23 protein-coding genes are annotated in these 22,336 nt (G+C 73.6%); 11 read left to right on the forward strand and 12 right to left on the reverse strand.

The window, feature by feature from the left end; all coding sequences use genetic code 11:
• Positions 1-12: 12 nt before the first annotated feature.
• Genes Q7T52_RS15715 through Q7T52_RS15725 form a run of 3 tightly spaced genes read right to left on the reverse strand, consistent with a single transcriptional unit; the run spans position 13 to position 3,500 of the window.
• Positions 13-1,242, reverse strand: coding sequence for an FAD-binding domain-containing protein (locus Q7T52_RS15715; protein ID WP_304804117.1), 1,230 nt, complete (start codon positions 1,240-1,242; stop codon positions 13-15).
• 42 nt (positions 1,243-1,284) lie between these two features.
• On the reverse strand, positions 1,285-2,298 hold the full coding sequence (locus Q7T52_RS15720) for a S66 peptidase family protein (RefSeq protein ID WP_304804119.1): 1,014 nt from the start codon (positions 2,296-2,298) through the stop codon (positions 1,285-1,287).
• A 5-nt stretch (positions 2,299-2,303) separates the two neighbouring features.
• Entirely contained in the window at positions 2,304-3,500 is a 1,197-nt protein-coding gene (locus Q7T52_RS15725; RefSeq protein ID WP_304804121.1) for a kynureninase, read from the reverse strand.
• Between the two features lie 40 nt (positions 3,501-3,540).
• Here Q7T52_RS15725 and Q7T52_RS15730 point away from each other — a divergent pair, with 40 nt between their 5' ends.
• Both Q7T52_RS15730 and eis read left to right on the forward strand, forming a co-directional pair.
• Entirely contained in the window at positions 3,541-5,073 is a 1,533-nt protein-coding gene (locus tag Q7T52_RS15730) for an acyl-CoA carboxylase subunit beta (RefSeq protein WP_304804123.1), read from the forward strand.
• 9 nt (positions 5,074-5,082) lie between these two features.
• Positions 5,083-6,270, forward strand: coding sequence for an enhanced intracellular survival protein Eis (eis, locus tag Q7T52_RS15735; protein WP_304804124.1), 1,188 nt, complete (start codon positions 5,083-5,085; stop codon positions 6,268-6,270).
• Positions 6,271-6,280: 10 nt separating this feature from the next.
• Here eis and Q7T52_RS15740 read toward each other — a convergent pair whose 3' ends face one another.
• The 3 genes from Q7T52_RS15740 to Q7T52_RS15750 all read right to left on the reverse strand — a co-directional run bounded on the left by Q7T52_RS15740 (position 6,281) and on the right by Q7T52_RS15750 (position 9,480).
• Positions 6,281-7,366: a hypothetical protein gene (locus Q7T52_RS15740; RefSeq protein ID WP_304804126.1), complete on the reverse strand. Its 1,086-nt coding sequence runs from the start codon at positions 7,364-7,366 to the stop codon at positions 6,281-6,283.
• Positions 7,273-8,955, reverse strand: a complete 1,683-nt coding sequence (ilvD, locus tag Q7T52_RS15745) for a dihydroxy-acid dehydratase (RefSeq protein ID WP_304804128.1) — start codon at positions 8,953-8,955, stop codon at positions 7,273-7,275. Before ilvD ends, Q7T52_RS15740 begins: the two co-directional genes overlap by 94 nt.
• 69 nt (positions 8,956-9,024) lie before the next feature.
• Positions 9,025-9,480, reverse strand: coding sequence for an SRPBCC family protein (locus tag Q7T52_RS15750; protein WP_304804130.1), 456 nt, complete (start codon positions 9,478-9,480; stop codon positions 9,025-9,027).
• A gap of 77 nt (positions 9,481-9,557) precedes the next feature.
• Here Q7T52_RS15750 and Q7T52_RS15755 point away from each other — a divergent pair, with 77 nt between their 5' ends.
• The 4 genes from Q7T52_RS15755 to Q7T52_RS15770 all read left to right on the forward strand — a co-directional run bounded on the left by Q7T52_RS15755 (position 9,558) and on the right by Q7T52_RS15770 (position 12,882).
• Positions 9,558-10,412, forward strand: a complete 855-nt coding sequence (locus tag Q7T52_RS15755) for a DMT family transporter (protein WP_304804132.1) — start codon at positions 9,558-9,560, stop codon at positions 10,410-10,412.
• 93 nt (positions 10,413-10,505) lie between these two features.
• On the forward strand, positions 10,506-10,736 hold the full coding sequence (locus Q7T52_RS15760; protein ID WP_304804134.1) for a hypothetical protein: 231 nt from the start codon (positions 10,506-10,508) through the stop codon (positions 10,734-10,736).
• A gap of 38 nt (positions 10,737-10,774) precedes the next feature.
• Positions 10,775-11,689, forward strand: a complete 915-nt coding sequence (locus Q7T52_RS15765) for an alpha/beta fold hydrolase (protein WP_304804136.1) — start codon at positions 10,775-10,777, stop codon at positions 11,687-11,689.
• 5 nt (positions 11,690-11,694) lie between these two features.
• Positions 11,695-12,882, forward strand: coding sequence for a sorbosone dehydrogenase family protein (locus Q7T52_RS15770; RefSeq protein ID WP_304804138.1), 1,188 nt, complete (start codon positions 11,695-11,697; stop codon positions 12,880-12,882).
• Between the two features lie 125 nt (positions 12,883-13,007).
• Here the strand turns inward: Q7T52_RS15770 and Q7T52_RS15775 are convergent, their stop codons facing one another.
• Genes Q7T52_RS15775 through Q7T52_RS15785 form a run of 3 tightly spaced genes read right to left on the reverse strand, consistent with a single transcriptional unit; the run spans position 13,008 to position 14,814 of the window.
• Positions 13,008-13,400, reverse strand: coding sequence for a VOC family protein (locus tag Q7T52_RS15775; RefSeq protein ID WP_304804140.1), 393 nt, complete (start codon positions 13,398-13,400; stop codon positions 13,008-13,010).
• The gene (locus Q7T52_RS15780; RefSeq protein WP_304804141.1) at positions 13,397-14,023 is read right to left on the reverse strand and encodes an HAD family hydrolase; all 627 of its coding nucleotides are present in this window, start codon (positions 14,021-14,023) and stop codon (positions 13,397-13,399) included. Before Q7T52_RS15780 ends, Q7T52_RS15775 begins: the two co-directional genes overlap by 4 nt.
• The gene (locus Q7T52_RS15785) at positions 14,020-14,814 is read right to left on the reverse strand and encodes a 3'(2'),5'-bisphosphate nucleotidase CysQ (protein WP_304804143.1); all 795 of its coding nucleotides are present in this window, start codon (positions 14,812-14,814) and stop codon (positions 14,020-14,022) included. Before Q7T52_RS15785 ends, Q7T52_RS15780 begins: the two co-directional genes overlap by 4 nt.
• 105 nt (positions 14,815-14,919) lie before the next feature.
• On the opposite strand from Q7T52_RS15785, the gene Q7T52_RS15790 reads away from it, so the two are divergent.
• The 4 genes from Q7T52_RS15790 (at position 14,920) to Q7T52_RS15805 (ending at position 17,115) form a co-directional block, all read left to right on the forward strand.
• Positions 14,920-15,207 (forward strand): hypothetical protein, encoded by a 288-nt coding sequence (locus Q7T52_RS15790; protein ID WP_304804145.1) that lies wholly within the window; start codon positions 14,920-14,922, stop codon positions 15,205-15,207.
• Between the two features lie 77 nt (positions 15,208-15,284).
• Positions 15,285-16,154: a TIGR03620 family F420-dependent LLM class oxidoreductase gene (locus Q7T52_RS15795; RefSeq protein ID WP_304804146.1), complete on the forward strand. Its 870-nt coding sequence runs from the start codon at positions 15,285-15,287 to the stop codon at positions 16,152-16,154.
• A gap of 20 nt (positions 16,155-16,174) precedes the next feature.
• The gene (gene arr, locus Q7T52_RS15800; RefSeq protein ID WP_304804148.1) at positions 16,175-16,585 is read left to right on the forward strand and encodes an NAD(+)--rifampin ADP-ribosyltransferase; all 411 of its coding nucleotides are present in this window, start codon (positions 16,175-16,177) and stop codon (positions 16,583-16,585) included.
• Complete coding sequence (locus tag Q7T52_RS15805; protein ID WP_304804150.1) at positions 16,528-17,115, forward strand: GNAT family N-acetyltransferase; 588 nt, start codon at positions 16,528-16,530, stop codon at positions 17,113-17,115. Before arr ends, Q7T52_RS15805 begins: the two co-directional genes overlap by 58 nt.
• A gap of 18 nt (positions 17,116-17,133) precedes the next feature.
• Here Q7T52_RS15805 and Q7T52_RS15810 read toward each other — a convergent pair whose 3' ends face one another.
• The 3 genes from Q7T52_RS15810 to Q7T52_RS15820 all read right to left on the reverse strand — a co-directional run bounded on the left by Q7T52_RS15810 (position 17,134) and on the right by Q7T52_RS15820 (position 20,051).
• Positions 17,134-18,447 (reverse strand): reverse transcriptase family protein, encoded by a 1,314-nt coding sequence (locus Q7T52_RS15810; RefSeq protein ID WP_304804151.1) that lies wholly within the window; start codon positions 18,445-18,447, stop codon positions 17,134-17,136.
• A 249-nt stretch (positions 18,448-18,696) separates the two neighbouring features.
• Complete coding sequence (gene pth / locus Q7T52_RS15815) at positions 18,697-19,284, reverse strand: aminoacyl-tRNA hydrolase (RefSeq protein WP_304804153.1); 588 nt, start codon at positions 19,282-19,284, stop codon at positions 18,697-18,699.
• An 86-nt stretch (positions 19,285-19,370) separates the two neighbouring features.
• On the reverse strand, positions 19,371-20,051 hold the full coding sequence (locus tag Q7T52_RS15820; protein ID WP_304804155.1) for a 50S ribosomal protein L25/general stress protein Ctc: 681 nt from the start codon (positions 20,049-20,051) through the stop codon (positions 19,371-19,373).
• A gap of 194 nt (positions 20,052-20,245) precedes the next feature.
• On the opposite strand from Q7T52_RS15820, the gene pepN reads away from it, so the two are divergent.
• Positions 20,246-22,336, forward strand: a 2,091-nt coding sequence (gene pepN, locus Q7T52_RS15825) for an aminopeptidase N (RefSeq protein ID WP_304804157.1), incomplete at its 3' end; no start/stop codon positions are given.

Here is a 22,336-nt window from a genome sequence, read left to right on the forward strand (position 1 = left end):
GCAGGTCAACAGCTAGAGACCGGTCGTGCGCCGCCAGGCGCTGAACGACCGGACCGGCCGTGACAGCGGCGGCACCAGCCACGGCCAGGGATGGGTCTCGACCACGTCGAGCCCGGCCGAGAGCCGGGCCCACCCCGGCACCGGCGCGTACGTCGCCGCGAGACGTCGCGAGCCGAGCTCGGCGACGACGTCCCCGCGGCGTACCTCCAGCGGGCGCTCGGCGGCCAGGTCGCCCAGGCACTCGGCCAGGAAGACCAGCCGCTTGCCCGAGAGCCGCAGCTCGCGCAGGAGGCCCTCGTCGAAGACGAACACCGCCGGCCGGTCGGGGTCGGCGGCGAGCGCGGGGTCGCCGGTGCCGAGCGACTCGGCGGTCAGCCAGACGACCTCACCGCCGTCGCCCTCGACCGCGTCGGGACCGCCGGGGACCGGCCCCTTGCCGAGGTCGGGCCCGCCGACGACCGACGGCCCGACGGCGGCGTCGGGCCAGCCGTCGATCGGGCAGGCCTCGCGCAGCGCGCAGCCACGGCACAGCTCGGGCGCGCGCTTCTCGACCTGCCACCGGCTGAAGCCGTAGGCCTTGCCGCTGCCCGTGCCGATCGTCCACTGCCAGCCGAGCCGGTTGGCCGCGCGCGAGCCGTCGAGCAGGTGGGCGAACATCGCGTCCTCGCCGGCCCGCCAGTCGCCGCCGGCCCGGACCGACCACTGCGAGGCCAGCCACATCCGGGTCTGGTTGACCAGCCAGCCGTCCTCGGTCAGCGAGGTGACCAGGTAGTCGCTGCACGCCATGTCACGACGCAGCGGCTCCTGCCACGGCTGCGGGGTGCGCGGCTGCTCGCGGCGCACGGACCGGCCCAGGTCGGGGCCGAGCCGGGCGTAGAGGTGGCGCGCGTACTCCTGCCACAGCAGCTCGTCGCGGTAGCGGCCCGCGTCGCGGGCGGGCGCGTCGGCGACGGCGTCCCAGAGCTCGGGGAGCGTGAGCAGCCCGTGCCGGACGTAGGGCGACATCCGGGTCGCCCCGCGGCGCGACTCCGGCAGCACGGTGCTGCGCGAGCGGGCGTAGCCGGCGACGTCGAGCCCGGCGAGCGCCACGTCCGCCGCGACCTGCCCGCCGCGCACCACGCCCGGGCGCACGCCGTCCGCGCCCTCACGGGCGAGGTCGCCGAGGTGCTCGCGCACCCAGGCGACGACGTCGTCGGGGGTCGCGCCGGCACCGGGCGACGGCGGTGCGGGGAGCTGGGCCACCCCGCCAGGCTCGCAGGCCGACGACCACCCCTCCGGGTACCGTCACTCGAGGTGCTGGGTCACCTCGGCGGTCCCGCCGCCGACCACCACCCGGGCGAGCGCGCCGGTGACCAGCGGCATCCAGGGCTGGGTGTGGCCGATGTCGGCCCCGAGCACCAGGGGCGCGTCGAGCCCGCCGAGGGCGTCGAGCACCGCCTCGCGCTGGCTCAGCCTGTCGTCGTCCGGGGCCGGCGTACGGCCGATCAGCACGGCGGTCGCCTCGTCGAACCACCCCGCCAGCCGCAACGAGTGGAGCGACCGGGCGACGGTGAACGGGTCGGCCTCGGCCACCTCGACGAACACGACCGCGCCCTCGGCCGCGTGGTCGGCGGCCCAGCCGGGCACGTCGCCGTAGGGCGTCGCGGCGAGCATCGACACGATCTCGACGCACCCGCCGACCAGCCGGCCCGTGACGTCGAGCCCGCCGCCGCCGACGACCTCCCAGGTGCCGGTGCCGTCGAGGGTCAGGTCCTCGACGCCGGGGTCGGCGCGGTAGTCGTCCCACGTGCCGACGCGGTGGCGGCCGGGGCTGCGCTGGTGGAACGGGCCGGGGCCGGACACGAGGTCGGTCCAGTGCAGCAGGCCCTCGGGCGTGCGGTAGGCGGTGTCCATGAGGTTGGTGCCGTGCAGCGTCGCCCAGCCCAGCCGGGTCGTGAACGGCAGCAGCAGCGAGCACAGGTCGGAGTAGCCGACCAGCCAGGTCGGCTCGAGGGTGGCGAGCTCGTCCCAGTCGAGCTGGTCGAGCAGGTCGATGGCGAGCTCGCCGCCCCACGGCGGCACGATCGCGCGCACCGACGGATCGCGCAGCATGGCGGTGAGCTCGGCGGCACGCTTGTCCTTGGGCGCGGAGACCACGCGGTCGTCGCCCAGGCAGTCACCGACCCACACCTCGTAGCCGCGCTCGCGCAGCCACCGCACGTTGTGGTCGAGGCGCGGCCGCAGCGCGTCGCCCACCCCGCTCGACGGCGCGGTGACGCCGACCGTGTCGCCGGGTCGGAGCGGGGCGGGGTAGCGCACGGCGCTCACGGTGTGAGCCCGTCGAGCACCTCGCGGACCGTCTCGAGCCCGCGCGTCACCTCGGCGAACGACGTCGAGAGCGGGGACAGCCCGAGCCGCAGGCCGTGCGGGTCGCGGTAGTCCGGGATGACGTCACGGCGCCAGAGCTCGGCGGTCGCCTCGCGCATCAGCGGGTGGTTGATGGTGACGTGCCCGCCCCGCCGCTCGGCGTCCCTCGGTGAGGCGAGCGTCGTGTCGGGCAGCAGGTCGGCAGACGTGGCGATCGCGTGCTCGGTGAGCGCGACCGACTTGGCGCGCACGGCGTCCATCCCGACCTCGTCGATCAGCGCCAGCATGTCCTGCAGGCCGAGCATCCCGACGACCGGCGGCGTGCCGGAGAGCATCCGGCGGACCCCGCCGGCCGGGGCGTACGTCGGACCCATGAGGAACGGGTCGGTCGCCCCCATCCAGCCCTGGACCGGCTGGGTCACCTCGTCGAGGAGCCGCTCGGCGACGTAGACGAAGGCCGGCGCACCGGGTCCGCCGTTGAGGTACTTGTAGGTGCAGCCGACCGCCAGGTCGACGTCCCACGCGTCGAGCGCCATCGGCACCGAGCCGACCGAGTGCGACAGGTCCCAGAGCACGACGGCACCGGCGTCGTGGGCGAGCTGCGTCAGGGCCGGTACGTCGGCCAGCCACGCCGAGCGGTAGGCCACGTGGCTCAGCACGACGAGCGCCGTCTGCTCCCCCACCGCCTCGGCGAGCAGCTCGGCGGTGACTCCCGCGCTGGTGTCGACGTCGATCCACCGCAGCGTCAGCCCGCACTCCCGGGCGACCCCGTCGGCGACGTAGCGGTCGGTCGGGAAGTTGTCGCGGTCGACCACGATCTCGGTGCGCCCGGGCCGCAGCGCGACCGCCGCGCGCATCGCCTTGTAGAGCAGCACCGTCGTCGAGTCACCCACGACCGTCTGGCCGGGAGCGGCCCCCAGGCAGACCCGCCCGATCTCGTCGCCGACCACCTCGGGCATCAGGAACCACGACTCGTCCCACCCCCGGATCAGCCGCCCGCCCCACTCCTGCTCGACGAACGCCCGGAGCCGCTCGCCGGTCACCCTGAGCGGACGGCCGAGCGAGTTGCCGTCGAGGTAGACGAGGTCGGAGTCGGTGCCGACGAAGTGGTCGCGGAGGTGGGCCAGCGGGTCGTCCGCGTCGAGGTCGGTCACGGGGGCGAGGTTAGCCGTGGGACCTCCCTACACTCGCCACGTGATCCGCCCCGAGCTCCTCGAGGTCCTCGCCCGCAGAGCACTGACCGAGGACGCCGCGCGACCGGAGGCGGTGGCCCGGCACCACGCCCGCGGCGGGACGTCCGCGCGCGAGAAGGTCGCGGCGCTGGTCGACCCGGGCAGCTTCGTGGAGTACGGCCGGTTCGTGACCGCGGCGCAGTCCGACAAGCGCGAGCTCGACGACCTGCTCGACCGCACCGTGGCCGACGGGATCGTCGGTGGTCTGGCGACGATCGACGGTCACCAGGTGGCGGTGCTCTCCTACGACTACCTGGTGATGGCCGGCACCCAGGGGATGCGCGGGCACCGCAAGACCGACCGGCTGCTCGACGTCGTCGAGCGGCTCCGGCTGCCCACCGTGTTCTTCGCGGCCGGCGGTGGCGGACGACCCGGCGACACCGACATCCCGCTGGTCTCGGCCCTCGACGTCACGACGTTCGCGGCCTGGGCGCGACTGTCCGGCAAGGTCGCGCGGATCGCGGTCGTCGACGACAACTGCTTCGCCGGCAACGCGGTGGTCGCGGGCTGCTCCGACCTCGTCGTCGCCACCCCCCGCTCGAGCCTCGGCATGGGCGGCCCGGCCATGATCGCCGGCGGCGGGCTGGGCGAGGTGGCGGCCGCCGACGTCGGGCCGCTCGACGTGATGACCGCCAACGGGTGCGTCGACGTGGCCGTCGACGACGCCGACGCGGTCGACGCCGCCCGCGCGCTCATCGGCTACTTCCTCGGCCGCGAGACCGACTGGACGGCAGCTGACCAGACGCCGCTCCGCGACCTGGTCCCCGAGGGCGAGCGGACGTCCTACGACGTCGAGGCGGTCGTCGAGATCCTCGCCGACGTCGACACCGTGACCGTCCTGCGACCCACCTTCGCGCCCGAGCTCGTCACGGCCCTCGGACGGGTCGAGGGGCGCACGGTCGGGTTCGTCGCCAACGACACCCGTCACGTCGCCGGTGCGATCACGGCCGACGCGGGCGACAAGGCGGCGCGGTTCCTGCAGCTGTGCGACGCGTTCGGGTTCCCCGTCGTCTCGCTCGTCGACACCCCCGGGATGATGGTCGGCCCCGACGCCGAGCGCTCCGGCCTGGTGCGCCACACCTCGCGCCTCCTCGTCGCCGGCGCCCGGCTCACCGTGCCGCTGGTCGGGGTCGTGCTGCGCCGCGGCTACGGGCTAGGCGCACAGGCGATGCTCGGCGGCAGCACCCACGAGCCGCTGCTCACCATCGCCTGGCCCGGTGCCCACCTCGGCGCGATGGGGCTCGAGGGCGCGGTGCGGCTCTCGATGAGCCGCGAGCTCGAGGCGATCACCGACGACGAGGAGCGCGAGCGGACCGTGCGCGAGCTCACGGCCTACGCCCAGGAGCACTCGACCGCGCTGGAGGTCGCCCGGCACTTCGAGATCGACGACGTCGTCGACCCGGCCGAGACGCGCGGACTGGTCGCGCGGGTGGTCGACGCCGCCGACCACGACGGCCGGCTCCGCGGGAGCCACCTCCCGGTCGACACCTGGTAGACACCCCTCGTGGAGATCCGCCGCTACACCCTCGACGACTACCCGCAGTCCTACCGGCTCTCGGTCGAGGCCTTCGGGCAGCAGCCGGGCGGCATGCCCCCGCAGCCGACGAGCCTGCCCGAGGGCCGCGAGGTCTGGCTGGCGCTCGACGGCCCCGAGCTCGTGGCCCGCGTCGCCGCGCACACCTACGCGTCCTGGTGGCACGGGTCGAGCGTCGCGACCTGCGGCATCGCCAGCGTCGCGGTCGCGCCCGAGCGCCGCGGTGAGGGCCTGCTCCTCCCGGTCTTCCGGGCGGCGCTGGCCGCCGCGGCCGAGCGCGGCGAGGTGCTCTCGACGCTCTTCCCCACGGCCAACGGGATCTATCGCCCGCTGGGCTACGAGCTGGTGGCGTCGTTCGACACCGTCGTGATCCCGACGGCCGAGCTCGCCGGCGTCCGCGCGCCGGTCGCCACCCGCACACGCCGGGCCGCGCCCGCCGACGTACCCGCCCTCAAGGCCGTGTACGACGAGTGGGCGGCCGCGCAGAACGGCCCGCTGACCCGGACCGGGCCGCGCTTCGCGGCCACCGACCAGGAGCTGGTCGACGACGTCACCGCCGTGTCGCTGGCGGTCGACGCCGACGACCGGGTGGTCGGCTACGCCCAGTGGGACCGCGGCGCGGGCTACGACCCGACGACCTCGAGCCTCGAGGTGCACGACCTGGTCGCGACGACCGCCGACGGCTACCGCGCGCTGTGGCGGATGCTCGGCACGCACACCTCGGTGGCCGGCACGGTCAGGCTGCGCACCAGCGGCGAGGACCCCGCCCGCCTCGTGCTTCCGACTGCGACCTGGGACGTCGTCAGCCGCCACCCCTACATGCTCCGCGTCGACGACCCCGCCGCCGCCCTGACCGCCGCTGCTCCCACCGTGCCGGGGCTCGAGGCCGAGGTCGGGTTCGCCGTCGCAGGCGACCGGCTCGGCACCGCCGACGGGTCCTACCTGCTCACCGTCGGCGCCGACGGCACGGTGTGCGAGGCCACGACCGCGACCGACGGCCCGACCTTCACCACCCAGGGCCTGGCCCTGAAGTACGCCGGCGCCCAGTCCTGCGCCAACCTGCGGATGACCGGCCACCTCACCGGCCCCACCACCCACGACGCCGTCCTCGACGCGCTCCTCGGCTCCCGGCCGCTGCACATCCGCGACTACTTCTGAGACGTCGCGACTACTGGAACGACACGAACCGCACCGCGGGCCGGATCCGGCGCACGTCCCGCGCCGACATCCGCCGCACGTCCTCGTCGTAGAAGAGCTTGAAGCCCATGTGGAACTGCCGGGATCGCTCGACGGCGCGGTAGGTGTCGAGCTTCTGGCCCGGGGTGCCGAACCCGTCGACGTGCTGGACCATCGCGAGGCCCGGTCGCCGCACGACCTGCCCCACGTCGCGGACCATCGCGGCGCGGAACTGGTGGAGCACCAGCAGCTTCTCGGGCAGCCCGTTGCGGCGCCGGAGCTCGTCGAGCCAGCCCGACACGAGGTTGACCTCGCCGGCGCTCATCGAGCCGATCACGCGACCGGGCACCTGCCGCCGGCCCATCCGCCACTCGGGGTCGAGGGCGAGGCCGACGTGGGGCTGGCGCAGAGCCCAGGTCCAGCGTCGCGCGACGTCGATGAACCGGTCCCGCCCCGGCTGGAGGTCGAGCAGCAGCAGCGCGCCGTGCCGGCGGGCAGCGGCGACGTACTGCTGGACGACGCGGCGCGGGATGTCGTGGCTGTAGTCGCGGCCCGGCCCGGGCACCGGGTCGGCGACGGTGACGATGAGCTCGTAGACGAGCTGCACCTGCCCGCCCTGCCGGCGGGCGAGGTCGCGGAACGGCCGGGCCGCGCGGGCCAGCCGCCGGTGCATGGTCTCGGGGTCGGTCTCGCCGAGCACCCCGAGCGAGCCGGTGCCGCCGGTGCCGTAGTAGGCGACGAGGAAGCGGCCCGCGCCGAAGACGTGGCCGTTGGCGGCGTGCGTCGGCCGTGGCGGGGCCGTGGCGGGTGGCCGCGCCGGCGGCACCGAGGTCGGTACGCCGGCCGCCGGGCTCGGGCGGGAGTCGGCCCGCGCCGGCTCGGTCGAGGCGCCGCCGTCGACCAGCCGCACCAGGCCCGCGACCACGACGAGCAGCACGATCGCGGCGACCGCGATCGCGGCGCCGTGCTTGTCGACCGCGGGGCTCAGGACGTGACGGCGCCGTGCGCCGCGGAGGTGACGGTCCTGGCGTACTTGCCGAGGACGCCGCGGGTGTACTTGGGCGGCAGCGGCTGCCACCCGACCTGACGCGCCTCGAGGTCGTCGCCCGCGAACTCGACCTCGAGCAGGCGGTTGAGCACGTCGAGGGTGATCTGGTCGCCGTCGCGCACGAAGGCGATCGGACCGCCGTCGACGGCCTCCGGGGCGACGTGCCCGACGCACAGGCCCGTCGTACCGCCGGAGAAGCGGCCGTCGGTGCGCAGCAGGACGTCCTTGCCGAGGCCGGCGCCCTTGATGGCACCGGTGATGGCGAGCATCTCGCGCATGCCAGGACCGCCCTTGGGGCCCTCGTAGCGGATGACGACGACGTCGCCCGCGACGACGCGGCCCGCAGCCAGGGCGTCCATCGCGGCGCGCTCGCCGTCGAAGACCCGGGCGGTGCCGGTGAAGACCGACTCGTCGAAGCCGGCGCTCTTGACGACCGCGCCCTCGGGGGCGAGCGAGCCCTTGAGGATGGTGAGGCCGCCGGTGGCGTGGATCGGTCGGTCGAGCGAGCGGAGGACCTCGTCGTCGAGGTCGGGCGGGGCGATGTCGGCGAGATTCTCGGCCATGGTGCGGCCGGTGACGGTGAGGCAGTCGCCGTGCATCAGGCCGGCGTCGAGCAGGGCCTTCATGACGACGGGGATGCCGCCGACGCGGTCGACGTCGTTCATGACGTACTTGCCGAAGGGCTTCAGGTCGCCGAGGTGCGGCACCTTGTCGCCGACGCGGTTGAAGTCGTCGAGGGTCAGGTCGACCTCGGCCTCGCGGGCCATGGCGAGCAGGTGCAGGACGGCGTTGGTCGAGCCGCCGAGAGCCATGACGACGGTGATGGCGTTCTCGAACGCCTCCTTGGTCATGATCTGGCGGGCGGTGATGCCGTGGCGGAGCAGGTTGACCACGGCCTCGCCGGACTTGTGGGCGAACCCGTCACGGCGACGGTCGACGGCCGGGGGCGCCGCGCTGCCGGGCAGCGACATGCCGATCGCCTCGGCGACCGACGCCATGGTGTTGGCGGTGTACATGCCGCCGCAGGCGCCCTCGCCGGGACAGATGGCGCGCTCGATGCGGTCGACCTCGGCGCGGGTGATCTTGCCGGCCAGGCAGGCCCCGACGGCCTCGAAGGCGTCGATGATCGTGACGTCCTTGCCGTCGACGTTGCCGGGCATGGTCGAGCCGGCGTAGAGGAACACCGACGACAGGTCGAGCCGCGCGGCGGCCATCAGCATGCCGGGCAGCGACTTGTCGCACCCGGCGAGCAGGACGGACCCGTCGAGCCGCTCGGCCATCATCACGGTCTCGACGGAGTCGGCGATGACCTCACGGGAGACCAGCGAGTAGTGCATCCCCTCGTGGCCCATCGAGATGCCGTCGGACACCGAGATGGTGCCGAACTCGAGCGGGTAGCCGCCGGCCGCGTGCACGCCGTTCTTGACCGCCTTGGCCAGCCGGTCGAGCGACAGGTTGCAGGGCGTGATCTCGTTCCATGACGACGCGACGCCGATCTGGGGCTTCACCCAGTCGTCGTCACCCATGCCGACGGCGCGGAGCATGCCCCGCGCGGCGGCCCTCTCGAGCCCGTCGGTGACGTCGCGGGAACGGGGCTTGATGTCGGGCTGGTCGTTCATGCTTCGAGGATAGGCGCGGCCCGCCGGCGTCCGTGACCGGTCCCGGACGGTGGTCCCGCCCCACGGCGGTCAGGCCTCGGCGGTGGCCTTGAGCTGCGCGAGCCCGCGCTCGAAGTCCTTGCCGACGAGCCGGTCCATCGACACGACCCTGCCGAGGACGGCCGCGAGACCCTTCTGCTCGCCCGTCATCACCCAGGTGACCTCGGTGCCGGCCCCGGTGGCGGCGAGCTCGAAGGTGACGACGCTGGTCGAGCGGAACGGCTTGAGGACGGTCAGCGCGACGTCGACGCGCTCGGGCGTCGAGCCGGTGATCTCCATCGAGCCCTGGCCGGCCTTGCGGTTGCCCGACCAGGCGTAGTGCGCGCCCACCCCCGCCTCGGCGCCGCTGTAGGTGCGCTGGAGCTCGGGGTCGACCCCCTCCCACGGCGACCAGGCCGGCCACTCGTGGAAGTCGTTGACGAGTCGGTGCACCAGCGCCGGGTCCGCGGCGACAGAGGTGGAGCGGCTCACGCGGAAGTTCGCCATCCGCGCATCGTGACACATTCGTGACCTGGCAAGGGCGGGCACGAAGGGCGAGCGTCGTCCCTCGCTACGGTGACCCGGTGCCGCGACCGTCCCCGATCGTCCTGGTGCTGGTCGGGATCGCGTCGGTGCAGCTCGGCGCGGGCGTCGCCAAGGCGCTGTTCGCCGAGGTGTCCCCCAGCGCTCTGGTGTTCCTGCGGCTGACGACGAGCTCGCTGGTCCTGCTCGTCTGGGCACGCCCCCGGCTGCGCGGCCGGTCCCGCTCGGACCTGCTGGTGCTGCTGGGGTTCGGGGCGAGCCTCGGGATGATGAACCTGGCGATCTACCAGTCCTTCTCGCGCATCCCGCTGGGCATCGCCGTCACCATCGAGTTCGTCGGTCCGCTGACCCTGGCCGTCGTCGGCTCGCGCCGCGCACGCGACCTGGTGTGGGTCGGGCTCGCCGCCGTCGGCGTCGGGCTGCTCGGCGCCGAGCGGGCCGACCTCGACGTGCTGGGCGTGCTGTTCGCCCTGCTCGCCGGGTCCTGCTGGGCGGCCTACATCCTGCTGTCCGGCGCCACCGGCCGGCGCTTCGAGGGCTTCGACGGGCTCGCCCTGGCCAGCGTGGTCGCGACGCTGCTGGTGAGCCCGTTCCTGCTCGTCGGCGACGCGACCAACGGCATGCTCGACCCCCGAGTCCTGGTGCTCGGCGCCGCCGTGGGGCTGCTGTCGTCGGTGGTCCCCTACAGCTGTGAGCTGGTGGCGCTGCGCTCGCTCCGGCCGGCGATCTTCGGGATCCTGATGTCGCTCGAGCCCGCCGCGGCCGCGCTCGCCGGGATCCTCGTGGTCTCCGAGACGCTCAGCGCCCTGCAGTGGCTCGCCGTCGGCTGCGTCGTCGCGGCCAGCATCGGCGCTACCCGGCAGCGGGTGGTGCTCGCCGAGCCCGTGCCCGACTGAGAAAATCGGATGAGTTCACCCAGTTGTCACGTCGAGGTGATGACCAGCCGCGCATGGCGGCGTACGTTCGGGTCCATGCTCGGAACGCCTCCCATGGCCAGCCCTCTCCGCGGGCTGGTGCAGCGTCTCCAGGACTGGCCCGTCGCCTCCCAGCAGCAGGCCCGCCGCAACGCCATGGTCGCCGCCACCGCGTGTGCCCAGCGGCGCGTCGAGCGACAGGACGTCGCCGACTACCTCGACGGCCTCGACGCCGCCGTCACCCGGCCCGAGGGGCCCGCCGACCAGCGCGGCAACGTCCCCGCGTTGCGCGCGTCGCGCGGCTGAGCCGCCCCTCGCTCCCCCTCGTGGGGCAGAATCGGCGCATGCCGACCTCCGCCGCGCGCACCGCCACCGTCGCCTCGCCGGCCTTCCGCGACATCCTGTCCGACGACGGGACCCACCTGCGGGCCTGGACCAACGACCCCGACGGCCTCATCGACGGCCCGACCGTCGTGCTCTGCAACGGCCTCGGCACCAACGCCTGGTGCTGGCCGGCCCTGCTCGACCCCAACTGCGGCGTGCGGATCGTCTCGTGGAACCACCGCGGTGTCGGCGGCTCCGAGCGGCCTGTCGACCCGTCCCACGTCGAGATCGAGCACTTCGTGCAGGACGGCCTGTCCGTCATGGACCACTTCGGCATCGACCGCGCGACCCTGATGGGCTGGTCGATGGGGGTCAACACGATGTTCGAGCTGGCGTTCCGCCACCCCGAGCGGGTGGCTGGACTGTTCGCCGTGGCCGGGGTTCCCGGTGACACCTTCGCGACGATGCTCGGCCCGCTCCACGTGCCGCACGCCGTGGCCCGCGCGCTCACGGTCAACCTCTCGCGGGTGATGTCGGTGGCCGGCAAGGCGCTCACCCCGGTCGCGCGTCGACTGCCCATCGGCCCCCGGGTCGTCGCAGCGATCTCCCACTCCGGCTTCATGCTGCCGGTGCGCGACCCCGAGCTCGCGGCGATCGGCATCAAGGAGTTCCTCACCACCCCCCTCGACTGGTACTTCCACCTCGCCCTCAGCACCTCGCGCCACGCCCGCGTCTCGCTGTCGACCATCCAGGTGCCCGCGATGTTCGTCGCGGCGACCTGGGACGTGCTCGCCGGCGCGCGCGACATGGCGAGCGCCGCGGCCCGGATGAGCGACGCCGACTACGTCGAGCTCCGCGGCTCCCACTTCCTCCCGATGGAGAAGCCCGACGTCGTCCACCGGCTGCTGCTCGAGTTCCTCGACAAGGTCGGCTGACCCGCGTGCGTCGTCGCGTCGGCGTCGCCCTCGTCCTCCCCCTCGTTGTGTCGCTCGCGCTCGCGGGGTGCGGGGGCGGCGGCAACGAGACCGACGTGACGGTCTTCGAGGGGACGACCCCGCCGGTCTCCGACGCACCCGACGTACCGACCCCGACGACCGGGCAGACGACCCCGACCTCGCCCCCGACCACTCCCGCGCACCCCGCGACCCCGTCCGGACCGCCCGAGGTCGTCGCCACGATCGCCACCGGGCTCGAGGCCCCGTGGGGACTCGACTTCTTCGCCGACGGCGACGCCATCGTCACCGAGCGCGACACCCGCCGGGTGCTGCGCGTGACGCCCGCCGGCAAGGTCACCGAGCTCGGCGTCGTCGAGGCCGCCCGGCCGACCGGCGGCGGGGCCGAGGACGGTCTCCTCGGCGTCGCCCTGTCCCCCGACTTCGAGCAGGACACCCTCGTCTACCTCTACCTGACCACCGCGACCGACAACCGCGTCGTCCGTACGACGCTGCGCGGCGGTCGGCTCGGCACCCGGCTCGAGGTCCTGCTCGACGGCATCCCCAACGGGTTCATCCACGACGGCGGCCGGCTCGAGTTCGGTCCCGACGGGCTGCTCTACGTCTCCACCGGCGAGTCGGGCGAGGGCGCGCTGGCGCAGGACCGGGACTCGCTCGGCGGCAAGGTGCTCCGCCTGACCCCCGACGGCGACCCCGCCCCGGGCAACCCGTTCGGCACGCCCGTCTACTCCTTCGGCCACCGCAACATCCAAGGCCTCGCCTTCGACGACGCCGGCCGGTTGTGGGCCTCGGAGTTCGGGGACAAGACCTTCGATGAGCTCAACCGGATCGAGGCCGGCGGCAACTACGGGTGGCCCGAGGTCGAGGGCGTGGGCGGCGCCCCGACCTACGTCGACCCCCAGCAGACCTGGGCCACCGACGACAACTCCCCGTCCGGCCTGGCCTACACCGATGGCTCGCTCTGGATGGCCGCGCTCAAGGGCGAGCGGCTGTGGCGCGTCACGGTCAAGGGCGGGCGGGCCGTCGCCCCGAAGGCGTTCTTCGTCGGCGACTACGGCCGGATGCGCACGGTCGCCGTCGCCCCCGACGGCACCCTGTGGCTGACCACCAGCAACCGCGACGGCCGCGGCACGCCCCGCGACGGTGACGACCGGATCCTGCAGGTCCAGCCCTGACGGCGGCTGAGGTGCGAGGAGCGCTAGCGACGAGCCTCGAAGCCTCCGCAGCCGACCTGCCCGAGCCCGCCTGCGTGGTCCGGCTGCGGTGGTCTCGACGCCGGAGGCTCGTTCCTCCCCCTCGGCTACTCGCTCCGCTCGGCCTGGTTGCGGATCACGCAGAGCTGGTTGCCCTCCGGGTCGGCGAGGGTGACCCACCCGGTGCCGGGACCGTACTTGCCGCGGTGGTCGGCGACCTCGGTGGCGCCGTGGGCGAGCAGGCGGGCGACCTCGTCGTCGCGCGAGCCGTCGCGCGAGGCGACGTCGAAGTGGATGCGCTTGGCCGGCAGGTCGGCGTCGGGGACCTCGATGAAGAGCAGCTGGTGGCCGGACTCGGGGTCACGGATCATGCACTCCTCGTGACCGGGCTCGTTGGGGTCGCCCTCGATGTCGGCATAGCCCAGGACGGTCTTCCACCACTCCGACAGCTCGTAGGCGTTGCGGCAGTCGATGGTCGTGTGCGAGATGAAGGACGTCATCCCGCAACCCTGACACCGTGCTCGCCGAGCCGCGACTCGATTGCGTCGAGACCGTCGGTGAAGGTCCAGTGCACGCCGGCTAGGCCGACCGAGCGCGCGGTCTCGACGTTGTCGAGGCGATCGTCGACGAAGAGGATCTCGGCGGGGTCGGCGCCGATCAGTGCGGCCGCCTGCTCGAAGTAGGCCGGCTCGGTCTTGATCGCGCCGAGCTCCCAGGAGTAGCAGGAGACGTCGAAGAGCTCGTCGAAGCCCAGCTCCGTGCGCATGTAGGCCGCCCGGTGGCGCTCCTGGTTGGTGCCGAGGTGGACGCCGTACCCGGCCGCGCGGAGCCGGTGCACCAGCTCGATCGACGACGGCACGAGCTCGATCGACGTCCACACGGCGGCGAAGAGCTCCTCGACGCCCACGTCGACGCCGTACGCCGCCAGGTGGTTGCCGAGGTGGTCGAAGAAGTCGCCCTCGCCGCGCAGCGTCGGGACCTCGTCGACCCACGACTGCTTGATGAACTCCTCGGAGCGGTCGCCCAGCCACGGGCGGAGCCGGTCGAACCAGCCGCCGGGCAGGTCCTGCAGGACACCGTCGGCGTCGAGGAGGACGTGCCGGATCGTCACCCCGTCGCTCACGTGACGTCGTTGTCGGCGATCCAGGCCAGGATCCGGTCGGCCAGCTCCGGTCGGCAGACGACCAGGTCGGGCAGGTAGACGTCGTCCTGGTTGTAGCGCAGCGGCGTGCCGTCGATGCGGCTGGTGAAGAGGCCGGCCGCGCGGGCGACGGCGACCGGGGCGGCGCTGTCCCACTCGTACTGGCCGCCGGCGTGGACGTAGGCGTCGGTGATGTCGCGCGCGACCGAGAGGACCTTGACCCCGGCCGACCCCATCGCGACCAGCTGGGCGTCGAGCTCGGTGGCGAGCCCGTGCACGAACTCCGGCGGACGGCTGCGCGAGACCGCGATCCGCGGGCTCTCGCTGGTGCTCGGGGGTACGACGGGAGGCGCGCCGGTCGTGAACGTCTCCCCCAGCGCCGGCTGGGCGACCGCGCCGGCCGTCAGGTCGCCGCCGTCACCGCCGGAGCGTTCCCACAGGGCGACGTGGACGGCCCAGTCGTCGCGCGGCGGCTCGGAGAACTCCCGGGTGCCGTCGAGGGGGTCGATGATCCAGACCCGCTCCGAGGTCAGCCGTACCTTGTCGTCCTTGCCCTCCTCCGACAGCACCGCGTCGTCGGGCCGGTGCTCGGCGACCAGCGCCATGAGCAGCTCGTGCGCGGCGGCGTCGCCGGCGTCCTTGAGCTCCCGCCCCTCGAGCCCCTCGGCCCGCACCTCGAGCAGCCGACGTCCGGCCTCCTCGGCCAGCCACGCCGCCAGCACGTGGTCGTCGGTGGCGGCGGACGCGGGGGGCTGGCTCGGCTCGTAGGTCACCCGGACACCCTAGGGTCCGGGCGACGACGGCCGCGAAGCCGTCGGTCCGTCCCGAGTCTCGCCAACCCCCGGTGTGCGCGACCTCGCGCGTGTGACACTGCGCGCGTGACCGACGCCAAGGACCCGGGCCTGATCATCAAGCGCTACGCCGTCGTCGGCATCTGGCTGCTGCTGATCGGTGCGGCCGTGCTCTTCCTCGGGTGGCCCCGCAGCGTGAACTGCGAGGACGTCGCCGCTCCTGACTGCGACGGCACGAGCGGTCACCCGTTCTTCATCTGGCTCGGGTCCACGATCATGGCTGGGGCGATCTATCCGCTCATGGTCCACGCCAGTGCGGTCGGTGCCGGCCTGCGCGCCGCCGCCGAGCGTGCGAGCGTCGACGAGTCCGCCTGACCCGCCTCGCTCGGGCGGTCAGTCGAGGTCGAAGCAGCCGCCGTCGGTCCCGACGCGGTGCTCCGTAGGCTCGAGCCGTGACCACCTCCTCGACCGCCCATCCCTTCGGCCGACTCGGGGCATGGGTCTCGCGCGGACTCCCGGACGACGTCCTCGCCCGCCTGGGGGCCGAGCTCGAGCAGCTCGGCTACGGCGCGATCTGGATCTCCGGTGGGATCGAGACCGGGGTCTTCGACAAGGTCGAGAAGGTCCTGGCCGGCTCCGAGCGCATCACGGTGGCCACGGGCATCGTCAACATCTGGCTCGAGACCCCCGAGACGGTCACCGACGCCTGGCACCGGCTGGAGGCGCAGTACCCGGGTCGGCTCTACGTCGGTCTCGGGGTCAGCCACGCCCCGGCGATCGACGCGCTCACCGACCACACCTACGCCAAGCCGCTCGCCCGTACCCGGTGGTTCCTCGACGAGCTCGATGCGGCCGACGACCCGCTCCCGCCCGAGCGCCGCGTGCTCGCCGCGCTCGGCCCCAAGAACCTCGCGCTCGCCGCCGAGCGCAGCCTCGGCACCCACCCCTACCTCGTCACCCCCACCAACACCGCCGCCGCCCGCGCCGGCGTCGGCACCGCCCTGTGCGCGCCCGAGCTGGGCGTCGTGCTCGACGACGACGTCGACCGCGGCCGCGCCGTCGCCCGCAAGGCGATCGCGATGTACTTCGGCCTGCCCAACTACACCAACAACTGGAAGCGCTCCGGCTTCACCGACGACGACCTCGCCGACGGCGGCAGCGACACCCTCATCGACGCCCTCGTCGGTATCGGCGACGTCGACGCCATCGCCCGCCGGGTCGCCGAGCACCGGGACGCCGGCGCCGACCACGTCTGCCTGCAGGTGCTCGGGGACGACACCGACCTCAGCGCGACGTTCGCCGCCCTGGCGACGCTCGCCTGACACGCTGGGACGTGGGCGACGTGGGCGACTGGACCGAGGAGGGGCCGTTCTTCCACGGCACCAGGGCCGACCTACGGGTGGGCGGGCTCCTTACCGCGGGCTTCCGCTCCAACTACCGGCCCGAGGTCGTGATGAACCACGTCTACTTCACCGCGCTGGCAGACGGCGCCGGGCTGGCCGCGGAGCTTGCCGCGGGCACGGGCGAGCCGCGGGTCTACCTCGTCGAGCCGACCGGGGACTTCGAGGACGACCCCAACGTGACGGACAGGAAGTTCCCGGGCAACCCGACCCGGTCCTACCGGAGCCGGGAACCCCTTAGGGTCGTCGGCGAGGTCACCGACTGGACCCGTCAGACCCCCGAGGCGCTGCAGGCGTGGCGCGACCGGCTCGCGGCGCTCCGCGCCGACGAGCGCGGCGAGATCATCAACTGACCTGGCACCACTCGACCTGGGCCTCGCGCCCGGAGAGGCGGCAGGGTGGGCCAACTCGTGCGATCGAACGAGTTGAACCCGTCCCCGGCCCGATCACCCACCCAACTCGTGCGATCGCACGAGTTGGACCCGTCCCCGGCCCCACCACCCACCCAACTCGAGCGATCGCACGAGTTGGACCCGTCCCCGGCCCCACCACCCACCCAACTCGAGCGATCGAACGAGTTGGACCCGTCTCCGGCCCCACTCGCCCCGGCCTCGCCCCGGCCCGTCCCGGCGTCGTCGAGCTGGTCGAGATGGCGGTCTCACCCCGGCACCGGGGCCACGGCACCGGACGCGCGCTGGTCGGTGCGGCGGTCGAGCGGGCGCGGCGGCTGGGCGCGACCCGGATCGAGCTCGAGAGCAACCAGCGGCTCGCAGCGGCAGTCCACCTCTACCAGGCACACGGGTTCAGACACCTCGGCGCCGACGAGCACGAACCCGGCCCCTACGCCCGCGCCGACGTGGCGATGGCCCTCGACCTGGTCTGACCCCGCCCGCAAACAGGCCTAGCGAGACCAGTCGACGGCGGCGTGCTCGGCCAGCAGCCGCGCACCGCGGACGGGGTCGTGCTGGGCGACCCAGGCGATCCGGCCGCGCAGGTGCTCCTCGAAGGCGGGGTGCCCCTCGCGGTTCTGGGTGCTGGGCCCGTGCCGTCGGCAGTTGTGCAGGATCGCGCGGAGCAGGTCGACCTCGGCGCGACCCACGCGCGGGCGGTCGTTGACGACCAGCCCGCCCAGCATCTGGCGCCCGGCCCGCGGCATCACGCCGGTCTTGCGCGGATGGAGCCGGAACCCCTCGTCGCGCACGATCACCTCCACCGCGTCCAGCAGCCGCGAGGTGCCGGTCCCCCAGCCGCGGTCGCCCGAGAAGGCGAGGTCGTCGGCGTACCGCGTGTAGCGCCCGCCCCACGACCGCGCGAGCGCGGTGAGCCGGACGTCGAGGCCGTACGCCGAGAGGTTGGCCAGGGCGGGCGACGTCGGCGCCCCCTGGGGCAGGTGGGGCACGGCGAGTCGCCGGCCCAGCCGCCAGTGGGCGTCGTGCAGGTGGACGCTCGCGGGGCGGGGCACCGCCTGCCACGCCGACAGGGGCAGCACGCTGGTCACCAGCCCGGCCAGGCGGTGCGCGACCGGCTCGGGGTAGCCGGCGGTGCGCCAGGTGCCGTAGACGCGGCCGACGGTGACGCTGGCGAAGAACGCCTCGAGGTCCAGCCGCACCACGACGGGTCGCCCGGCGTGCGGGGCGGCGTACCGCCGGACCGAGCCGCCCGGCCGGAAGCCGCGGGCCGCGTCGTGCGGCGGCACGAGCGAGAGGAGCTCGTCGAGCAGGCGGCGCTGGATGCCCTTGAGCTCGCGCTTGGGAGCCTCGAGGACCCGGATGCCGCCGCTGGCGGCGACGAGGTGGCTGACCCGGTAGTGCTGCAGGCGCGGCTGGCCGGTGAGGCGGGCCCAGCCGCGGGGGTCGGCGTACCAGTCCAGCTCTGCGGGACGGAGGTCGAGGAAGCGGCCGAGGTCGTCGAGGTCGTGGAGCATCGGCAGCCCCCACCGGTTGGTGAGCATCCGGGTGCCGGCGACGGGCTGCGCCACCGGCCGGTCGGCGCCGACCGCCTTGTCGGCCGCGGGCAGACCCGCGAGGACCGTCGCGAGCTCGCGGGGTCGGTCGTGGGGCGGCCGGGGATAGAGCTCGAGGGTCTGTCGCGCGAGCGGCCTGACCCAGCGGCGCTTGTGCGCCAGGACGCTCCACCCGCCGGCGACCATCCCGGCCTCGGTCCACTCCCCCGCGAGGAAGGCCGCGGCCAGCGCCCGCGCGAGGTCGGCCCTCACGCGAGCCCGTCGGTCGGAGGCGTGGGGTGCGGCAGCGTCGCCCGACCTGTCCCGTCGTGCGCGCGAAGACCTGCAGCGAAGCGCAGCGGATCGCGCGCGGTGCGATGCCCGAACTTTCCGGTGGCCCCCGGGGTAGCCCCGGGGAGGTGAGCTGGCGTCACGCGCCAGTCACCGTCTCGAGATGACGCTGCCGCACGGACGGACCCTAACCGCCCGGCCCTGCAGGTCGAGGGCGACCGGACGTCACCGTCAGCTGTTGAACCTCTGCTGCGTCTTGTCGAGGCCCTCGGTGACCAGGGACTCGACGGCGTCGGCCGCGGTGTCGACCTGGAAGGGCAGCTCCTTGCGCTCGACGCCGGAGTAGTTGGACAGCACGAAGTCGGCGACCTCCTGGCGACCCTGGGGGCGGCCGATGCCGGCGCGCACCCGGTAGAAGTCACCGGTGCCGAACGACGAGCGCATCGACTTCAGGCCGTTGTGGCCGTTGTCGCCGCCTCCGAGCTTGGTGCGCAGGGTGCCGAAGGCGATGTCGAGCTCGTCGTGGATCGCGATGATCCGCTCCGGTGGGACCTTGTAGAAGGTGGCCAGCGCCTTGACGGGTCCGCCGACCTCGTTCATGTAGGACCGCGGCCGGGCGAGGACGAGTCGCGGCCCGTCGGAGCCGGGCGCGCCCAGGCGGACCTCGGCCACCTCCGCGCGCCCGGTCTTGTGGGCGCGCAGAGGGGTGCCGAGACGGCGGGCGAGCTCGTCGACGACGAGGTAGCCGATGTTGTGGCGGTGCCCGGCGTACTTCTCGCCAGGGTTGCCGAGACCGACGACCAGCCACACCTCGGACATGTCGTCGTTCTCCTGCTGCGGTGATGAACCGGTCGGTGAGACCGGGGAGATCAGTCGGCCCAGGAACCACCTGAGCCGCGGGAGGATCACTCCTCGCCGGCCGGGGCCTCCTCGGCCGCAGCCTCGTCGGCCGCCGCGGCGGCCTCGTCCTCGTCGGACTCCTCGCGCTCGATGCCGGCCTCGGCCTCGGCCTCCTCCAGCTCGGCCTCGAGGGCCTCGGCGCTGATCTGCTCGGTGATGTTGATGACGAGGGTGTCGCCGTCGACCAGCAGGGTGGTGCCGGTGGGGAGCGCGAGCTCGGAGGCCAGGATCTGGGTGCCGGCGGCCAGGCCCTCGATGCTGATGTCGATCTGCTCGGGGATCGTGGTGGCCTCGGCCTCGACCTGGACGGTCTGGTTCTCGATGACCACGAGGGTGTCGGGGCCGGCCTCGCCGATGACGTTGATCGCCACGTCGACGGTGACCTTCTCGCCCTTGCGGACGGCGACGAAGTCGATGTGCTCGATGGCGCGGCGGATCGGGTCGATCTGGACCTGCTTGGTCAGGGCGAGCTGGCTGGTGCCGTCGATGTCGAGCTCAAGGAGCGCGTTGGAGCCGCCGCGCTTGAGGGCCAGCATCGTGCCGTGACCGGGCAGGGTGACGTGGATCGGGTCGTTGCCGTGGCCGTAGATGACGGCCGGGATCTTGTTGTCGCGGCGGATGCGGCGGGCCGCGCCCTTGCCGAACTCGGTGCGGCTCTCGGCCTGGATCTTCACGGTGTCGGACATGGTGGGGCTCCCTGGGTTCAGTGCGTCGTGGTCGGTGGGCCGGGCTGGAAGCACGAACGCCGCGCGACAGCGCGGCGTTCTCACAGCCGGCCCTGTCGATCACGGAGCGGTGAACTCCCTCGCCGAGGCAACCCGTGAACCTTACGCGGAACCGGTCGGTCCAGGCCAATCGGTCACCTCCCTACAGTGGCCCCGTGAGCCTGACCCTCGCCGAAGCCCGCGCCCGTGCCGCCGCCGTGTCCGGCGTCTCCTACGACCTCGACCTCGACCTCACCGGTCCCGACCAGGGCCACTACGGCTGCACCGCGACGGTGCGGTTCGCCAGCACCGCGCCGACCACCTTCCTCGAGCTCACCGGGGCCACCGACCTCACCGTGACCGTCGACGGCCGCGCCCAGGCCGACGCCGAGACGGCGTACGACGGCAAGCGGCTGCACCTGGTCGGCCTCGACCAGCAGCCCGCCGGCCCGGCCCACGAGGTCGTCGTGGTCGCGCGGGTGCCCTACGTGACCGACGGCGACGGGATGCACACGTTCACCGACCCGGCCGACGGGGCGACCTACGTCTCGGCCTACCTGGGGATGGACGTCGCCCAGCGGGTCTTTCCCTGCTTCGACCAGAACGACCTCAAGGCCCGCGTCTCGCTGGCCGTGACCGCCGACCCGGCGTGGACCGTCGTCGCCAACGGCCGCGTCGACACCCACGACGAGGCCGCGGGCCGGTGGACGTTCACGACCACGCTGCCGATCCCGACGGCGATGTTCGTGGTGTGCGCCGGACCGTGGCACTCGCGCCGGTGGGACCACGCCGGCATCCCGTTCGCGTGGCACGCACGGGCGTCGCTGGGCGCCGAGCTCGACCGCGACTTCGACGAGCTGCGGTCCACCACCGAGGCGTGCTTCGACCACTACGCGACGCTCTTCGAGGAGCCGATGCCGTTCGACTCCTACGAGCAGGCGTTCGTGCCCGGGCAGAACTGGGGCGCGCTCGAGACGCCGGGCTGCGTGACCTACCGCGACGAGTACCTCCCCCGCGGCCGCACGACGGGCCGGATGCGCTCCTCGCGCGCGACGACGATCGCCCACGAGATGGCCCACATGTGGTTCGGCGACCTCGTGACGATGACGTGGTGGGAGGACACCTGGCTCCAGGAGTCGTTCGCCGACTACATGGGCTACCGCGTCGCCGAGGCCGCGGCCGGCTTCCCGCACCTGCTGGTCGGCTTCGAGACGACGCGCAAGGTCCACGCCTACCGGGCCGACAGCCGGCGCTCGACCCACCCGGTCGCGCCCGAGGCCGAGGACGTCCCCGACGTCGACGCCGCGGCCACCAACTTCGACATGATCAGCTATGCCAAGGGCAACGCGAGCCTGCGACAGCTGGTGACCTGGCTGGGCGACGAGACGTTCCTGGCGGGCGTCAACGCCTACCTGTCCGAGCACCGGTTCGGCAACGCGGTCCTCGCCGACTTCGTCGCTGCCCTCGACGCCGCCTCCGACCGCGACGCCGTCGGCTGGGCCGACACCTGGCTGCGCACCACCGGCTTCGACACGATCCGGGTCGAGCGCGAGGCCGACGGCACCCCGGTGCTGCACCGCGACGGCTCGCGCCCGCACCGGCTCCACGTGGCGGCCTACGACGACGACCTCGCGCCGCTCGACCCGGTGCTTGTCGACCTCGGCGACGAGCCGGTGCGGCTGCCCGAGCTCAGGGGCCGGGTCGTGCTGCCCAACGCACGCAGCGAGACCTACGCCCAGGTCGCGCTCGACGAGCTCTCGCTCGCGGCCTTCGCCGATCGGCTGCCGCAGCTCGACGACCCGCTGGCCCGTGCGGTCGTGTGGGGGCAGTGGTTCCACGCCGTCCGCACGCGCCGGCTCGACCCGCAGGCCTACCTCGACATCGTCGCCCGGCACCTGCCGGTCGAGACCTATCCGATGATCGTCACGACCATCGTCATGCGCAGCCTGGCCACCCTTCCCGAGCGGGTGGCCGCCGACGACGTCGAGGCGGCCGTCGCCACGCTCGCCGACACGTTCGCGACCGGGCTCGCCGGCGCGACCGACGACGAGCTGCGGCTGACCTTCGTCGAGGGTCTCGCGTCCACCTCGCGCGACGCCACCCTCCTCGAGGGCTGGCTCGACGCCGACGGGGTCGACGGCCTCGCCTGGTACGCCGGCCTCCGTTGGCGCGTCGTCGCCCGGCTCGCCGCGATCGGCGCGGCCGACGCCGCCTTCATCGACGCCGAGCGCCGCCGCGACGGCACCGTCGACGGCGAGCTCGGCGCC

The organism is Nocardioides sp. (assembly GCF_030655615.1).
GTDB lineage: Bacteria > Actinomycetota > Actinomycetes > Propionibacteriales > Nocardioidaceae > Nocardioides.

What these genes read in the sequence shown, in the direction of transcription:
- Q7T52_RS15750 (WP_304804130.1), bottom strand. Translation starts at nt 9,480, where the DNA reads ATGGCGAACTTCCGCGTGAGCCGCTCCACCTCTGTCGCCGCGGACCCG.
- Q7T52_RS15760 (WP_304804134.1), top strand. Translation starts at nt 10,506, where the DNA reads ATGGCCAGCCCTCTCCGCGGGCTGGTGCAGCGTCTCCAGGACTGGCCC.
- pth (WP_304804153.1), bottom strand. Translation starts at nt 19,284, where the DNA reads ATGTCCGAGGTGTGGCTGGTCGTCGGTCTCGGCAACCCTGGCGAGAAG.
- Q7T52_RS15775 (WP_304804140.1), bottom strand. Translation starts at nt 13,400, where the DNA reads ATGACGTCCTTCATCTCGCACACGACCATCGACTGCCGCAACGCCTAC.
- Q7T52_RS15765 (WP_304804136.1), top strand. Translation starts at nt 10,775, where the DNA reads ATGCCGACCTCCGCCGCGCGCACCGCCACCGTCGCCTCGCCGGCCTTC.
- ilvD (WP_304804128.1), bottom strand. Translation starts at nt 8,955, where the DNA reads ATGAACGACCAGCCCGACATCAAGCCCCGTTCCCGCGACGTCACCGAC.
- Q7T52_RS15820 (WP_304804155.1), bottom strand. Translation starts at nt 20,051, where the DNA reads ATGTCCGACACCGTGAAGATCCAGGCCGAGAGCCGCACCGAGTTCGGC.